This is a genomic window from Vibrio sp. Isolate25, from assembly GCF_022398025.1.
Lineage (GTDB): Bacteria > Pseudomonadota > Gammaproteobacteria > Enterobacterales > Vibrionaceae > Vibrio > Vibrio coralliilyticus_A.
On record NZ_JAKEUT010000017.1, the window covers coordinates 15,049 to 30,881 of the forward strand.

At 45.9% G+C, this 15,833-nt stretch carries 14 protein-coding genes and 9 tRNA genes; 3 read left to right on the plus strand and 20 right to left on the minus strand.

Annotated elements, in window-relative coordinates; translation table 11 throughout:
- Window positions 1–6: 6 nt before the first annotated feature.
- Together L1D15_RS19560 and tsaE are read right to left on the minus strand one after the other, a co-directional pair.
- On the minus strand, window positions 7–1,728 hold the full coding sequence (locus tag L1D15_RS19560) for a LysM peptidoglycan-binding domain-containing protein (RefSeq protein ID WP_239876762.1): 1,722 nt from the start codon (window positions 1,726–1,728) through the stop codon (window positions 7–9).
- Window positions 1,725–2,186, minus strand: coding sequence for a tRNA (adenosine(37)-N6)-threonylcarbamoyltransferase complex ATPase subunit type 1 TsaE (gene tsaE / locus L1D15_RS19565; RefSeq protein ID WP_239838065.1), 462 nt, complete (start codon window positions 2,184–2,186; stop codon window positions 1,725–1,727). Before tsaE ends, L1D15_RS19560 begins: the two co-directional genes overlap by 4 nt.
- Before the next feature lie 200 nt (window positions 2,187–2,386).
- Here tsaE and queG point away from each other — a divergent pair, with 200 nt between their 5' ends.
- Complete coding sequence (queG, locus tag L1D15_RS19570) at window positions 2,387–3,499, plus strand: tRNA epoxyqueuosine(34) reductase QueG (RefSeq protein ID WP_239876763.1); 1,113 nt, start codon at window positions 2,387–2,389, stop codon at window positions 3,497–3,499.
- A 547-nt stretch (window positions 3,500–4,046) separates the two neighbouring features.
- On the opposite strand, the gene L1D15_RS19575 is transcribed toward queG, so the two are convergent.
- The 10 genes from L1D15_RS19575 to orn all read right to left on the minus strand — a co-directional run bounded on the left by L1D15_RS19575 (window position 4,047) and on the right by orn (window position 5,994).
- Window positions 4,047–4,122, minus strand: a tRNA-Gly gene (locus L1D15_RS19575).
- Window positions 4,123–4,217: 95 nt separating this feature from the next.
- Window positions 4,218–4,294 (minus strand) — tRNA-Met (locus L1D15_RS19580).
- 64 nt (window positions 4,295–4,358) lie between these two features.
- Window positions 4,359–4,435 (minus strand) — tRNA-Met (locus L1D15_RS19585).
- A gap of 41 nt (window positions 4,436–4,476) precedes the next feature.
- Window positions 4,477–4,552 (minus strand) — tRNA-Gly (locus L1D15_RS19590).
- A 96-nt stretch (window positions 4,553–4,648) separates the two neighbouring features.
- A tRNA-Met gene (locus L1D15_RS19595) sits at window positions 4,649–4,725 on the minus strand.
- 60 nt (window positions 4,726–4,785) lie between these two features.
- Window positions 4,786–4,862, minus strand: a tRNA-Met gene (locus tag L1D15_RS19600).
- Between the two features lie 41 nt (window positions 4,863–4,903).
- Window positions 4,904–4,979 (minus strand) — tRNA-Gly (locus tag L1D15_RS19605).
- 96 nt (window positions 4,980–5,075) lie between these two features.
- Window positions 5,076–5,152: transfer RNA gene (locus L1D15_RS19610), tRNA-Met, on the minus strand.
- Between the two features lie 41 nt (window positions 5,153–5,193).
- Window positions 5,194–5,269 (minus strand) — tRNA-Gly (locus L1D15_RS19615).
- Between the two features lie 179 nt (window positions 5,270–5,448).
- Window positions 5,449–5,994 carry an oligoribonuclease gene (gene orn, locus L1D15_RS19620; protein ID WP_239876764.1) on the minus strand — a complete coding sequence of 182 codons (546 nt, stop codon included), beginning with the start codon at window positions 5,992–5,994 and terminating at the stop codon, window positions 5,449–5,451.
- A gap of 110 nt (window positions 5,995–6,104) precedes the next feature.
- Between orn and rsgA the strand changes: the two genes are divergently transcribed.
- Both rsgA and asd read left to right on the plus strand, forming a co-directional pair.
- A complete protein-coding gene (rsgA, locus tag L1D15_RS19625; protein WP_239876765.1) occupies window positions 6,105–7,160 on the plus strand; it encodes a small ribosomal subunit biogenesis GTPase RsgA in 1,056 nt (351 codons plus the stop codon).
- 111 nt (window positions 7,161–7,271) lie between these two features.
- On the plus strand, window positions 7,272–8,144 hold the full coding sequence (gene asd / locus L1D15_RS19630) for an archaetidylserine decarboxylase (protein ID WP_239876766.1): 873 nt from the start codon (window positions 7,272–7,274) through the stop codon (window positions 8,142–8,144).
- A gap of 123 nt (window positions 8,145–8,267) precedes the next feature.
- Here the strand turns inward: asd and L1D15_RS19635 are convergent, their stop codons facing one another.
- The 8 genes from L1D15_RS19635 to L1D15_RS19670 form a co-directional block, all read right to left on the minus strand.
- A complete protein-coding gene (locus L1D15_RS19635) occupies window positions 8,268–9,059 on the minus strand; it encodes a DUF1338 domain-containing protein (RefSeq protein ID WP_239876767.1) in 792 nt (263 codons plus the stop codon).
- Window positions 9,060–9,236: 177 nt separating this feature from the next.
- Window positions 9,237–10,694: a succinylglutamate-semialdehyde dehydrogenase gene (gene astD / locus L1D15_RS19640; RefSeq protein ID WP_239876768.1), complete on the minus strand. Its 1,458-nt coding sequence runs from the start codon at window positions 10,692–10,694 to the stop codon at window positions 9,237–9,239.
- A gap of 17 nt (window positions 10,695–10,711) precedes the next feature.
- Window positions 10,712–11,731 carry an arginine N-succinyltransferase gene (gene astA / locus L1D15_RS19645; protein ID WP_239838083.1) on the minus strand — a complete coding sequence of 340 codons (1,020 nt, stop codon included), beginning with the start codon at window positions 11,729–11,731 and terminating at the stop codon, window positions 10,712–10,714.
- A 222-nt stretch (window positions 11,732–11,953) separates the two neighbouring features.
- Window positions 11,954–13,168, minus strand: coding sequence for an aspartate aminotransferase family protein (locus L1D15_RS19650; RefSeq protein ID WP_239876769.1), 1,215 nt, complete (start codon window positions 13,166–13,168; stop codon window positions 11,954–11,956).
- A gap of 391 nt (window positions 13,169–13,559) precedes the next feature.
- Window positions 13,560–14,138 (minus strand): aminodeoxychorismate/anthranilate synthase component II, encoded by a 579-nt coding sequence (locus L1D15_RS19655; protein WP_239876770.1) that lies wholly within the window; start codon window positions 14,136–14,138, stop codon window positions 13,560–13,562.
- 140 nt (window positions 14,139–14,278) lie between these two features.
- Window positions 14,279–14,611 carry a DUF5992 family protein gene (locus L1D15_RS19660; protein ID WP_239876771.1) on the minus strand — a complete coding sequence of 111 codons (333 nt, stop codon included), beginning with the start codon at window positions 14,609–14,611 and terminating at the stop codon, window positions 14,279–14,281.
- 364 nt (window positions 14,612–14,975) lie between these two features.
- Entirely contained in the window at window positions 14,976–15,317 is a 342-nt protein-coding gene (locus L1D15_RS19665) for a hypothetical protein (RefSeq protein WP_239876772.1), read from the minus strand.
- A gap of 13 nt (window positions 15,318–15,330) precedes the next feature.
- On the minus strand, window positions 15,331–15,702 hold the full coding sequence (locus L1D15_RS19670) for a hypothetical protein (protein WP_239876773.1): 372 nt from the start codon (window positions 15,700–15,702) through the stop codon (window positions 15,331–15,333).
- Between the last annotated feature and the right edge of the window lie 131 nt (window positions 15,703–15,833).

Consider the following 15,833-nt stretch of genomic DNA (forward strand, 5'->3'; position numbering starts at 1 on the left):
CAATAGCTACTTATTCGGAATCACCAAAACTTGCCCTATCGCCAATTCGTCCGAACGCAAGTTATTTGCCTTACGGATCGCACCGACACTGACATCGTATTGGCTGGCAATTTTGCCTAAGAACTCACCCCGCTTCACCTTATGCTTGCGCAGCGGCTGATCTTTCAAACTCACTGTAATGCGTAGCTTTTGGCCAAGTTTAAGTGTATCCGAGCGCAATTTATTTTCTCGTTTAATATGGGCAACTGAGACTTTATATCGCTCAGCAATCTTACCGAGATATTCCCCACTCTGAACCACGTGCGTGATGGTCTTAGTTTCCACAGGGTTCGTCACTTTAGGTACAGGCACTGCGCCTTTGGAGCCAGGAATGGTCAATACCTGACCAATCGCTAAACCAGAGCTTTTCAGCTTATTGGACTGCATAATGGCCTTCGTCGTTGTACCGTACTTCTTAGCAATCACAGAAAGCGACTCACCTCGTTTCACTTTATGCTTGATCGTCTTCCCTCGGTTCGCAAACAAAGTCCCCTCAGGAGGGTTAGCTTCGAAGTATTCGACAATCGCTTTCGTCAACGCTCTGGCCAATTTATCTTGATGGCTACGCTGGAAGAGCAGTTTTTCTTCGGTTGGATTCGTAATAAAACCGGTTTCAACAAGCACTGAAGGAATATCGGGAGACTTCAATACCGCGAGGCTTGCATTCACTGGCTGTTTTTTATGTAGCCTTATCCCCGCACGGCTCATCTGTTTTAGGATCTTTGTCGCCAGTTTATAGCCTTCTTTTTGTGAATGACTAAACTGCAAATCTAACAATGTCTGGCTGATGTTTCTGTCTCTGGTGTTTTTCGAAAGAACTTCCCCCGCTCCGCCTAATAACTGAGACTGTTCTTCATGATTTTCTACCCAGCGTGCAATTTCTGAATTCGCACGGCGGGTATTCAGAACAAATACAGATCCCCCACGAGGTTGAGGGCTACGGAAACCATCAGCATGAATTGATACCAATAAGTGCGCTTTATTGCCACGTGCAATCTCGGAGCGTTTATTGAGATTGACAAAATAATCCCCGCGACGAGTCAAAACGGCCTTCATTCCTGGAACAGCATTAATCTGAGCAGCAATTTTCTTAGAAATCGCCAAAGTGGCGTGCTTTTCATACTTGCGACTTGGGCCAATAGAGCCTGGATCTTCACCACCATGACCAGCATCAATAGCGACCACAATGTCCGCAATGCCTAATAACTGGGAAGCATCTCTATTCACTTGAGGTGAAGAGTTGGACGAAATCTTGGCGGAAGAGGTAGTGGAAGTGCCATGCGGCAGATCAATCACGAGTCGATGACCATACTGTCCACCAGGAGTGGGCGCTAACTTAAATAAGCGCGGTGCCACTTTACGCTTGAGTTCAAACACCAAACGATAAGTGCCCTTTTGTGGGGGTGAACTTTTACGTATTTTCTTCAATACAGGGCTATCCGACACATTGATCGGCAATTTGGTATTAAGCGAAGTTCGCGGTAGATCGACAACCAAACGTTCTGGGCTGCTAAGCGTAAAATAGCTGTATTCGGCTTCGGAAGCCAAGTCGATTACGACACGGGTTTCATCTGGAGAAGGCCAAACACGTATGCTTTCCAGAGCATTTGCCCACACGCGTATGGGCAAAAGAAACAGAACGAAAAGAAGAGAAACAGAGACAGCTCGAACAAATTTACTGATTATCATAACTCCAACTGCTCAAGTAATTTAGAACCATAACTATTATTGGCGGTGAGATCGACCACACGCGCTTCACCGTCATAGCGCAGTTCAATATCTAAATCAGCACAAGGTAGTAAACCTTGGCCTTTCTCTGGCCACTCAACTAAGCAGATTGCATCAGGAGTAAAGTAATCTCGGATTCCCATAAACTCGAGTTCTTCTGGGTCAGCTAAGCGATACAGATCAAAGTGATACACCTGCCATTGGTCCAACTGGTACGGTTCTACCAATGTATAGGTTGGACTTTTTACATTGCCCTGATGACCCAGTGCACGTACAAACCCGCGACTGAACGTCGTTTTACCCGCACCCAAATCACCATGCAAATAGATGGTCGTTTGTTGAGAGCATAGGTTTGCCAAGACTGTCCCTAATTGAATCGTTGCGTGTTCATCTTTAAGGGCAAAATGTTTCGTGGTCATGAAGATCAATCTCTAGTGGGTGACTATATAAAAATCAAAAGAACAGGAATAGTAAACTGGGTTGGAATTGAGAGACAAGGTCTGTTGTGTAAGTAAAAGCCAAATTCCTGTAATTCTGCCAAGACTTCTTCGTTTTCGCGTCTAGATTCAACGAAAAAGATCCGTTAAGATCCGCTCCCCATTTCACCAGAGTCATTAGAATGAACTACCAAGAGCTCGCAAACAAGATCAAAGTTTGGGCAAAAGAGCTTGGCTTCCAAAAGGCCGGTATTTGCGATATTGACCTGAGTGAACATGAAGCTGCGTTACAAAAGTGGCTTGATGCTGGACACCACGGTGAAATGGACTGGATGGCTCGTCACGGTATGATGCGTGCGCGACCGGCTGAGCTGTTACCAGGAACAATACGCGTCATTAGTGTTCGTATGGACTACCTTCCCCCTGAAGCCTTGTTTGCAGCCAATCTAGCAGATCCTACCCAAGCTTATATTAGCCGCTATGCACTGGGTCGCGATTACCACAAGCTGGTACGTAATCAGTTAAAGAAACTTGGCAAAAAAATAGAACAGGAAGTGGGCCAGTTCGGCTACCGCCCTTTTGTCGATTCAGCGCCGATACTTGAACGTCCCTTAGCTCAAAAAGCAGGCCTAGGCTGGACGGGAAAACACTCTCTCATTCTAGATAAAGATTGTGGTTCATGGTTCTTCCTTGGCGAACTACTGATTGACCTGCCTTTGCCTGTTGATGACGTTCATCAGGGTGACTGTGGTAAATGCACCGCCTGTATGACTTCTTGCCCCACTCAGGCCATCATCGAGGATGGAGTGGTCGATGCTCGTCGTTGTATTTCTTATCTGACGATTGAGTTCGATGGTGTAATCCCAGAAGAGTTTCGTAAGCCGATGGGCAACCGTATTTACGGATGCGACGATTGCCAGTTGGTTTGCCCATGGAATCGGTTTTCTGATGTCACAGAGCAGGAAGACTTCCATCGTCGGCAAGCTCTAACTTCACCTGACCTCCTAGCTCTATTTGAATGGGATGAAGAAACCTTCCTCAACAATATGCAAGGCTCAGCCATTCGTAGAATCGGTTATATTCAATGGCTAAGAAATTTATCGATCGCCATGGGCAATGCGCCATATTCAGCTAATATTATTGAGGCACTCAAACAACGCTTAGGATTAAATGACCTATTAGATGAACATATTCGCTGGGCATTGGAGCAACAAATTGCTCAGGTTCCTAACTCTTCGACTAAGCTCAATAGGCTCATTCGAATTGTACAGAAAGGGCTTCCCAGAGATGCATAAACTTTGCCTAACTTTCTTCAGCAGAGTTTGATTTAGCTCTAAAAATGAAAATGTGGAAAAAACAAAGGGCGATTGCTTGTTTTCTTTCAGCTGAAGAAGTTAATCACATTAGCTATAAATGACTAAGATCAAAAAACAATCACTTAATGATCGAATGAGATTCTCTATAAGTTGTAGTGAATATTAATAATATTAAATAAATACAGTAACTTACAAAAAAATATCCAACTAGAAAGAAACTTTCATAAAACAAAAGATCATTTCTCAGCCACACTTATTTGTGAAAATAATCAGGTTACCCACCAACTTATCCACAATATAAATTTTGTGGATAACTCTGTTAATCTTTACAGCTAACCCTGACTCACCGAGGCTTGTCATCAAGATATAAATAAGCACACCTCGTACTGATTTGATTTTTAGACATAAAAATGCCCACCTATTCGGAGGACTTAATATGATTTTTGATTGGTTTATGCTTCACAGCATTAGATAAAGAGCGGTGACCAATGAGGTCGATTCAGACATTTGTGGTCTGAGAAGAATTTGGAGCGACACACGAGGTTCGAACTCGTGACCTCAACCTTGGCAAGGTTGCGCTCTACCAACTGAGCTAGTGTCGCATTGGTTGCGGAGGCTAGATTTGAATCGATAACCTTCGCTAGATTTTATGAATGGCTGAGCCCGACGAGCTAGCGAATCACAACACCTTAAAATTTGGTTGCGGGGGCCGGATTTGAACCGACGACCTTCGGGTTATGAGCCCGACGAGCTACCAAGCTGCTCCACCCCGCGTCCGTAGTCATCATTCATGAATGACTGAGCCCGACGAGCTAGCGAATCACAACACCTTAAAATTTGGTTGCGGGGGCCGGATTTGAACCGACGACCTTCGGGTTATGAGCCCGACGAGCTACCAAGCTGCTCCACCCCGCGTCCGTAGTCATCATTCAAAGCATGATGAAAGCTTTTTAATTTGGAGCGACACACGAGGTTCGAACTCGTGACCTCAACCTTGGCAAGGTTGCGCTCTACCAACTGAGCTAGTGTCGCATTTGGTTGCGGAGGCTAGATTTGAATCGATAACCTTCGCTAGGTTTCATGAATGACTGAGCCCGACGAGCTAGCGAATCACAACACCTTAAAATTTGGTTGCGGGGGCCGGATTTGAACCGACGACCTTCGGGTTATGAGCCCGACGAGCTACCAAGCTGCTCCACCCCGCGTCCGTANGTTTCATGAATGACTGAGCCCGACGAGCTAGCGAATCACAACACCTTAAAATTTGGTTGCGGGGGCCGGATTTGAACCGACGACCTTCGGGTTATGAGCCCGACGAGCTACCAAGCTGCTCCACCCCGCGTCCGTATTCATCATTTAAGGCATGATGAAGGCCTATAAATTTGGAGCGACACACGAGGTTCGAACTCGTGACCTCAACCTTGGCAAGGTTGCGCTCTACCAACTGAGCTAGTGTCGCACTTGGTTACGGAGGCTAGATTTGAATCGATAACCTTCGCTAGGCTTTATGAATGGCTGAGCCCGACGAGCTAGCGAATCACAACACCTTAAAATTTGGTTGCGGGGGCCGGATTTGAACCGACGACCTTCGGGTTATGAGCCCGACGAGCTACCAAGCTGCTCCACCCCGCGTCCGTAATCATCATTCAAAGCATGATGAAAGCTTCTTAATTTGGAGCGACACACGAGGTTCGAACTCGTGACCTCAACCTTGGCAAGGTTGCGCTCTACCAACTGAGCTAGTGTCGCATCAACAACGTTTTCGTCGTTTAGGGCTGCGAATTATAAGAGCATTTTTTTGTGATGCAAGTCCTTCCAGCAAAAAAAAGGCGTTTTTTTTCTGTTTGATGAAAAAGCACACAGATTAGAATATTTTTCCATCTAAGCTTGGCTTTTCCATCATCATCTTTGATAAAGAGTTGCTGATATTAGATGTTAAAAATTGTTTGGCGATAGTACTTTAACTCAGAAATTGACTCACGAATGTCATCCAAAGCTAAGTGGCTTCCTTTCTTAGAAAAGCCCTCTAATACCTCAGGCTTCCAACGACGTGTCAACTCCTTCAGTGTACTGACATCGATATAGCGATAGTGGAAATACGTTTCCAGTTCAGGCATGTGCTTATACAAAAAGCGGCGATCTTGGCCAACACTGTTACCACATATTGGGGACATCCCCTTCGGCACCCATTGCTCAAGGAATTCAATTGTCTGACGAACCGCTTCCTGCTCATTTACATCACTAGCACGTACACGCTCGACTAAGCCACTGCCAGTATGTGTGGTCGTACACCACTCATCCATCTTGGCCAGCTCTTGTTCTGATTGGTGAATGGCAAGTACCGGTCCTTCAGCTAAAATATTCAACTCACCATCCGTGACGATAGTAGCGATTTCGATGACTTTATGGGTTTCCGGGTCTAAACCTGTCATCTCGAGATCAATCCAAATCAAATTTTGATCGCTAAAGGACATAAATCGTTGCCTATTGGTTTTATGCTAAAAGAGGTACTATACCCAAATTCTGATCTTCAGGGTAGTTATCCTAGGATCCATCAAGGCGAATTAAGTTAAGTAGACAAATTGTGGCAAAGAAGAAAAAACTAACCAAAGGTCAAGTTAGACGAGTTAGGAGCAACCAAAAGCGAAAACTCACCAAGGAAGATTCCGTTCAATGGGAAGAGTCCATGTTGGGTACAGCCCAGAAAGGTCTAGTGATAACACGTTTCGGCCAACATGCCGACATTGAAGATATCGAAAGTGGCGAAGTCCAGCGCTGCAATTTGCGCCGCGGTATCGAGACCTTAGTTTCTGGCGACAAGGTGATTTGGCGCGCTGGACTGGAGTCTATGGAAGGCATCAATGGTGTTGTCGAGGCTGTTGAGCCACGTACTTCCGTTTTGACTCGTCCTGATTATTACGATGGTTTAAAGCCTGTCGCGGCTAACGTCGATCAAATGATCATTGTTTCTTCGGTATTGCCTGAGCTGTCACTGAATATTATTGATCGCTACTTGGTCGCATCAGAAACACTCAACATTTCTCCGTTACTCGTACTGAATAAAATTGACTTGCTGGAAGATGAGCAGCGAGCCTTATATCAAGAGTGGCTCAGTGAATACGAACGTATCGGTTACAAAGTACTGTTTGTGAGTAAGCAAACTGGCGAGGGTATCGCTGCGCTGGAGGCTGAACTCAAAGATCGCACCAATATTTTTGTCGGCCAGTCAGGTGTGGGTAAATCAAGCCTCGTCAACGCACTTATGCCTGAATTTAATGTCGAAGAAGGTGAAGTCTCTGAAAACTCGGGGCTAGGTCAACACACTACAACCGCCTCGCGCCTGTATCATATCCCGACAGGTGGTGATTTGATTGATTCTCCCGGAGTGCGTGAATTTGGTTTATGGCACTTAGACGCAGAAGACGTGACCAAAGCATTCGTTGAATTTCGCCGCTATTTAGGTGGGTGTAAGTTTCGAGACTGTAAGCATAATGATGACCCTGGCTGCGTGCTGCGCGAAGCCGTTGAAAGTGGCGAGATCAGTGAAGTACGCTTCGAAAACTATCATCGCATCCTCGAGAGTATGGCGGAAGTGAAAGCCAACCGTCAGTACTCACGCAGTAAAAAAGCCGATCTGTAACGGCTTCTTGCACAAATCATCGGTGCTAGATACTGACTTCGTTAACAAATTTAAGTAGTATCTCGCGCCCAAAAGTAAGCAAACATACAGTTAGCATTGGAATTAATGACAATGGATAAGATAAAAGTTGGACTGCAATACTGGATCCCTCAACACGGCTTAACCCGTCTCGTCGGTAAGCTGGCATCCGCAAAAGCTGGCGGCCTAACCACAGCTATCATTCGCTGGTTCATCAAGCAATACAATGTCAATATGGACGAGGCTAAGCACTCAGATCCCAAGCACTTCAAAACTTTCAACGACTTTTTTGTTCGTGAGTTGAAAGAAGGCGCGCGCCCGATCACTGAAGGCGAGTCTATTATCACCCACCCTGCAGATGCATGCGTCAGTCAGTTTGGTCCAATTTCTGACGGCAAGCTGATTCAAGCAAAAGGTCACGATTTTTCAGCGCAGGAGCTACTGGGTGGCAATGCTGAGCTAGCAGAAGAGTTCGCCGACGGTGAATTTGCAACACTTTACCTGTCACCACGTGACTACCACCGAGTCCATATGCCATGTGATGGTACACTGCGTCAGATGATCTACGTGCCGGGCGATCTGTTTTCAGTCAACCCTCTGACCGCTGAAAATGTTCCAAACCTGTTTGCTCGTAATGAGCGTGTGGTGTGTGTCTTCGATACCGCATTTGGTCCAATGGCTCAAGTGCTGGTGGGTGCAACGATCGTCGGTAGTATAGAGCAAATCTGGGCTGGCACGATTACCCCGCCACGCGGCAATACGGTCTACAAATGGGATTACCCAAGCGAAGGGGACAAAGCCGTGATTCTTAAGAAAGGCGAAGAAATGGGCCGTTTCAAGTTAGGTTCGACCGTTATCAACCTGTTTGCTAAAGACGCGATAAAATTCGACGATTCCATGGCTAACGGCCAAACAACGGTGATGGGTACGCCTTATGCCCATCTGGCCAAGCAAGAACAAGAATAAACAAAACAGCCCCGACTATCGGGGCTGTTTCATTCTCTATCAGCATAGTCGAGTGAGCAGGAACACTCCATGACTGGCTACCTGCTCAATTCTCTCAAGCGAAGTGTACTTTAGGGCTTTCTACTAACCGTTGGTACTTTCGAAAATCTTATCAGCGGAAGCGGCAACAAACCCAGGGTAGAGTTCACCGTTGCTCATTGGGTAACGCTTAGCAAACTCATAGAAGCCACCAGGAACCATCTCAGTACCTTCAGTGAAGGTCACTGGCACTTTATCCGCCATAGTAGAAGATTGCTCAAGCAGCACGTCTGGCGAGCCTTTCACTTCACCGCCTGATTCATTGATCGTAAAGCCAGCTTCACGTAGGTGGTCATTAACACCTTTCACTTCTTCAAAAGCGTCCAGCTGATTTACACTAACCGTAAAGTGGTTAGCACCGTAGCCGTGTGCCGCTAGCCAAGAAGCGTATTCACTCTCTTTTGCCAGCAGCTGATAATCAGAAAAACTCAGATCCCATAGACGCCCACCAGACAAGAACTCATGACCTTTTAGCTTATCGGTATCCAATTGCTCAACCAGCTTGGCAACGATAGCCTGAAGCTCTGGAGAACACTCGTTCACTTTTAGTTCACTGATAAAAACTTTTGGCTGTTTCGGGTCTGGATGCTCAAAGTGCTTCGCCACTAACTTCTTACTTTCGAACTCGTAATCACCGCATGGCTTGTAGCCAACGTCGATAAACGGTTTGGCCAGAGTCTCAATACCTAGAGGTGCGACATTAAATGTACGCAGCGCAATGTGGTCATTAATCAATGGCTCATTTTCCTGAAGCAGATGGTGAACTTTATCAGCAGAGGGACATAAGCGTTGAATATAGTCATTCCATAACGACTGGAATAAAACTTGTGGCGTCATAACGCCTCCTTGTTTGGGTTTGTCTACGTTAACGGAGTTATATTTATTGTTTATATAATTTTATAAATGAGGCTATCTGACCAAATTTGTCCAGAAATCTGATCAGATAGCCTTCAACCTGTGACGTTTAAAAGCCTCCCCAAAAGGGAGGCGGTAAGGGAAACCCTTAAAATATTTTTATAACTCAACACCCGGGCTCAATGTAGCAGGTAGTAGAGTTTCCCCACCTTCCATTGATGCCATTGGGTATGCGCAGTAATCTGCTGCGTAGTAAGCACTTGGGCGTAAGTTACCCGAAGCACCTGGACCACCGAATGGTGCATCACCGCTTGCGCCAGTTAGCTGACGGTTGCGATTGACGATACCTGCGCGAATGTGGTCAACAAAGTAATCCCACTCACTGTCATCGGTTGAAACCAGCCCCGCCGATAAGCCAAAGCGCGTATCGTTTGCCAGTTCAACGGCTTTCTCTAAGCCTTGGTAACGCACCACTTGCAGTAGTGGTCCAAAATACTCTTCATCTGGCAGATCAGCGATTGGTGTTACATCAATGATGCCAGGAGAAACGAACGCTGCTTCACCCGCTTTCGCTTCCAGCAAGCTCACACCGCCAAGGCTTTGCAAGTTTGTTTGCGCATTAAGAATAAAGTCAGCCGCTGCTTTAGAAATCTGAGGGCCCATAAATGGTGCAGGCTCAGCAAATGGCTGATCAACACGAATCTTTTGTGTTGCTTCAACCAGCTTGCTCACCAGTTGATCACCTTTCTCACCAACAGGTACGTAAAGGCGACGGGCACAAGTACAACGTTGACCTGCACTAATGAAAGCAGACTGAATAATGGTATACACGGTTGCATCCAACTCGCCATAGTTCTCAGAGATCACCATAGGGTTGTTACCACCCATTTCTAGCGCCAACATTTTACCCGGCTGCCCTGCAAACTGACGGTGCAGGATATGACCTGTGTTTGCACTACCCGTGAACAATACGCCATCAATACCTTTCGAATCTGCCAGAGCAACACCAGTTTCCTTCGCGCCCTGAACAAGGTTGATTACACCTGCTGGTAAGCCTGCTTGTTGCCATAGTTTCATCGCGAACTCGCCGGTGAGTGGCGTTTGCTCTGAAGGCTTAAACACGACCGTGTTACCAGCAAGCAGTGCCGGAACAATGTGGCCATTTGGTAAATGACCAGGGAAGTTATAAGGGCCGAATACTGCCATCACACCTAGAGGACGGTGACGTAGAACAATCTGGTTGCCTGCCGCTTCACGTGTTGCTTCACCCGTACGCTCATGGTAAGCACGGATAGAAATCCCGATCTTACCCGCCATCGCAGCCGCTTCTGTGCGTGTTTCCCAAATAGGCTTTCCGGTTTCTTTTGCAATGATTTCAGCGATTTGCTCGCTGTTTTCTTTAACTTTTTCGGCAAAGGCCAGAACGATAGCCTCACGCTCAGCATAAGTCATTTTCTTCCAGCTAAGGAAGGCGCTGCGTGCTGCACTGACGGCCGCTTCAACCTGCGCAGGTGACGCACTGTCACCTTGCCAGATTACTTCATTGTTGTATGGGCTGGTCGAGTTCATCGCTTCGCCTTGCCCTGCAAGCCACTCGCCTGCAATCCAATGTGTCATGTTTCTGTTCCTTTCGATTACTGAGCTAGCATGCGAACGTATTCGCCTTCGTTGACTTCCAATGCTTTGGCAACATCCGGTGATAGAATCACAGACTCAGAAGCTTGGTCATACGCGGCTTTAGCAGCCACGGCACGGAAGTTTTCAAACGACGTGTTTGAGATAAGGTAATCTTGCGAGCTGGTGTGCTCAGCAATGGTGATTTTCGCGCGGAATGAGTGGCGGACCGACTCAATATTACGCACATCACACTCTACCGACGGGCCGCCATCAAAGATATCGACGTAGTTACGGCAAGTGAAGCCTTCTTTCTCAAGCAAGCGCAATGCAGGCTTGGTATTTTCGTGAACCTGACCAATTACGGCCTGAGCCTCTTTGCTCAGCAAGTTGATATAAATCGGCAACTTAGGCATTAGGTCGGCGATAAAGCCTTTCTTGCCGATACCCGTCAGGTAATCGGCCATAGTGAAATCAATCGAGAAGAAATGCTCTTGCAACCACTGCCAGAATGGCGAGTTACCATTTTCATCGGACACGCCACGCATCTCAGCAAACACCGTTTTAGAGAAACGATGCGGGTGCTCTGCCATCATGAGAAAACGACATTTAGACATCAAACGGCCATTTAAGCCACCACGGAAATTCGGGCGCAAGAACAAAGTACAGATCTCACTGCAACCTGTGTAGTTATTACCGAAGGTCAACAGTTTAACCACATTATTCACCCCCAATTTTGGTGATGAATGCACTATGGTACTGATGTGGTAAGAATAAAACGGTACATCCCAACCTATTGAAGCTTCAATACCAGTACAACCAGCCACTTCACCAGTTTCACTATCGAAACCGACCATTAAGTAACCTTCGTCACCCGGTTCCGTTACATTAGGCTTGGCAAAGCTGTACTCAGAATGAGTAATACGGTTGGTTAACAGTTCCTCGTTAACCGGAAGAGATGTGAATCCATGACCCGACTCAACCGCACAAGTGTGCAGCGCATCGTAGTCCGACATTGCTATAGGGCGAACAACCAGCATCGATACTCCCTCCTGATGCAGGATACCAATGCTATCGGTCATCTATTTGTTGTTGCTGGCAAATCGCTAATCACTACGTTGTAGTTTTTGAAGTTAGGCCCGCTAGCTTGCTGCAAGCTACGCCTTGTTCTAAGCAATTTTTCCTGAGTAACTACCCAAACACATGACCGATAGCACTGGTATTGGGAGAGCTGTTGCGATACAGCTCTCCCAGTTTGTTTATTATTTAACTAGAGTGGCGAGTGCTTTATCTAGTTTTGCTAATCCTTCTGCGATTTCTTCTTTGCTGATAACCAGTGAAGGCGTAAAGCGAACCACATTTGCGCCAGCCACTAGCACCATCAGGCCTTCTTTGCCTGCTGCAACCAGTACATCTCGCGCGCGGCCTTGCCATTCATCATTCAGAGCAGCACCAAGTAGAAGACCTTTACCACGTACTTCAGCGAAGATTTGGTATTTATCATTAAGTTTAGTTAATCCGTCACGGAACAGCGCTTCACGCTCTGCAACACCCGCTAGAGTTTCTGGTGTGCTGACAACATCAACAACCGCTTCAGCAACCGCACACGCGAGTGGGTTACCACCGTACGTTGAACCGTGTGTACCAATTTTCAGATGTTTAGCCAGCTCTGTAGTTGTCAACATCGCGCCGATAGGGAAACCACCACCGAGCGATTTCGCTGTGCTCAGAATATCTGGTGTGACACCCAGACCTTGGTAAGCATAGAAGTGACCAGTACGACCGTTACCCGTCTGAACTTCGTCAAAGATAAGCAGCGCGTTGTGCTTATCACACAATTCACGAACCGTTTGAACGAACTCATCGGTTGGAGAGATGATACCGCCTTCACCTTGAAGCGGTTCCATCATGATCGCACAAGTACGGTCAGAAATGTGCGCGCGTAGTGCTTCCACATCATTGTACGGCAGATGAGTAACATCGCCAGGCTTAGGACCAAAACCGTCCGAGTAAGCTTCTTGCCCACCCACTGTGACAGTAAAGAAAGTACGACCGTGGAAGCCTTGCTTGAACGCGATGATTTCAGATTTCTCAGGACCAAACTTGTCAGCCGCATAGCGACGTGCCAGCTTTAGCGCCGCTTCGTTTGCTTCTGCGCCTGAATTAGCGAAGAACACTTTTTCTGCAAAGCTCACCTCTGTCAGCTTCTTCGCCAAGCGAAGCGCAGGTTCGTTTGTCATGACATTACTTAGATGCCACAGTTTTTGGCCTTGCTCCGTCAGAGCGTTAACCATTGCAGGGTGACAATGACCCAGACAGCTCACGGCGATACCACCAGCAAAGTCGATGTACTCTTTGCCTTCCTGATCCCAAACACGAGCACCTTCGCCCTTGACTGGAATCATTTCCATTGGGTTATAACAAGGGACCATCACCTCATCAAACAAACCGCGTTCTACTTTATTTTCGACTGTCATTGCACATTCCCTCTCGATACCGCATGCCAGGTAATTTTTGCATCCTTGCTTTCATTTAACGAAAGCACATATTGTTTTGCATTTCAGCAATTGCGGCATTGTATTTACATTTAATTAACCATTTCAATAGTGAATTATTCTTTTTACTTCACCACTAAAAGCCTGTTCTGCATCAGCGTTGAGTATTTATGCATTAAGCCACTGCTTTTATGAAGCAATATATTCTTATAACAAAGATAAGCTGTAGTTAAGCATAGTAATAACAAGGGCGCAGAGTCAGACAGGACAATGCCTGCGAATAGTTTTTCACATAATATCCGTGCGCAAAAACATGAAAGAAATGTTAAAAAAAGTGATCTCAATCAGGGTTTATTGAGTCAAAAAGAGAGGGTTAGCGACGTAAAAAGTTAGCAAGTAGCTCATGCCCTTGCTCGGTTTTGATCGATTCAGGGTGAAATTGCACCGCATCAATAGGTAATGCTTTATGCTGATAGCCCATAATTTCGTCCATCGAGCCATCTTCTCGTTCCGTCCAAGCGGTGAGCTCAAAACACTCGGGTAGCGTACCGTTTTGTACCACCAGCGAATGATAGCGCGTAACTGTGAGAGGGTTCTTCAAACCAGTAAAGACGCTACGCCCGTTGTGTCGAATTGGGGAAGTTTTTCCATGCATCACCTGACGAGCTCGCACCACTTTACCACCAAACACCTGAGCAATTGCTTGATGGCCTAAGCACACTCCAAGTATCGGCAGTTTACCGGCAAAGTGTTCGATCACTTTCAGGGTGATCCCTGCTTCATTGGGAGTACACGGCCCTGGTGAGATCACTAGATGAGTCGGCTGCATCGCTTCAATCGCCGCAATGTCTGTTTCATCGTTACGCACAACTTTTACCTCTACACCCAACTCGCAAAAGTACTGGTACAGATTATAAGTAAAGGAATCGTAGTTATCGATGATTAACAACATGTGTCTGGATTGGTAGTAATAAAATTGGCTCGTCAGGGGCGGTATTGTGCAATACCAAGACGGAAAGGCAAGCAATAACTCCGCAATCGATAAAAATAACGCCAGCATAAGCTGGCGTTATGGGTTTACAGTCCTATGGGCTAGCGAACTATTTCGATGAACGAAGCGTTCTTACAATCGCTCCCAATATAGTTATAGACCTTTACTTTAGCCCCCATAGAAAATGCGGTCAGCGCAGTCGAATAGGCACGGTTATGTACTTCGGAAGAGGTAGTTGCATTACGTGGAAATAGTATTGTGGTATTTCCACATACACCTATACCACCTTTCACTGATATTGAAAAACTATCGGTATTGTTGTACGTATTGGCAATAGATTCTATCGTTGAACCTTCGGCAATAAAAGCACCTGATGCCAAAGCAAAGTTAGATAATGCAACAAGAGTTAGAAATGCGATTCCGCGTATCATCATTACTCTCCCATAATTCCAACATAACCAGGACCAGGTGCACTGCCATAATGAGGCAGATTGCTACAAGTATATTGATCAGTGTTGTAGTGAGTCGCTATAGTCTTGCCTGTTGATTGCGCAGTCAACAATACGCTTAACATCCCTTGGCATGCTTCAGGGCTAATCCCTTTCCAATGCTTTTCAATATTACACATTACAGTGTATGTGCCCCTATATGAGGTCGCTACGTTAATATCACCATTAGCATATTGCAAAATATGCTTGATGGTGCCTTGGCAGCTAATAGCAGCCATTGAGGGCGTACTAAATAGAATTGCTGTCAGTAGCAGTATTTTTTCATTATTGTTTCCTGTCTTAAAAGTGATTATCTCAGCGAGCCGCGGCAATATTCGACCTGAATAGTGTTCGTCCCACAGCCACTTTTGACAACACAAGCCACCGCCTTGTTTTCCTTTGACATATGCATCAACCATGAATACATGGCATAGAAATGTGGTGCATTCATATCAAAACTAAAATAACGTGGAGTTTGCCCTGCACACGTACCATGAGTACCGTTTCCATTGATTAAAAATGCTCCCTGGGTTCCTACATGAACATATTGAGGAACCCCCATTGCAATCCAGTCTCCATTTTTACTGGCATTAATACCTAACGCTTGAAATGAAAAGAGAAAGAGTGAAGTTAAAATTAGAAGTCGTTTCATTTTGCATTGTGTCCTACTGGAGTAATGGCGGGTTACCAAGGGTGATGTACCTTGCTTTGCAGTTGCCAGCGTATTTAACAGAGTCATCAAAAGAGACCGACACCTCTTTACCTGCCATAAACGCGCCTAAAATCATTGAATAAGCAGAACTGTCGGTCGCCGCAAATAACACCGTATTACTAGAGGCCCATCGATTACATGTTCCGGCTTTATCTACGCCTTTTAACGTAAACCAGAACGCTGGCGGTCTCCAAGAGGAGATCACATCGCCATCATGGGTGCGAATATATTCAATTTCTCCTTTTACAAATCCTTTCTCTGCATTCGCTAACACAGAGAAAAATACTAAAGGGACAAGAAAAATTAACTTATATAATGTTTTCATATTTTCACTTAAGGGGTTAATAAATTATTACTTAATTATCTATATCTGAATGTTTTTATGCTAAGCATTCGGTTGCTTCCCCTACCATCAATAAAGCTTATTTTTGAGAAGAAAAAGCAATAGTTGCCAAC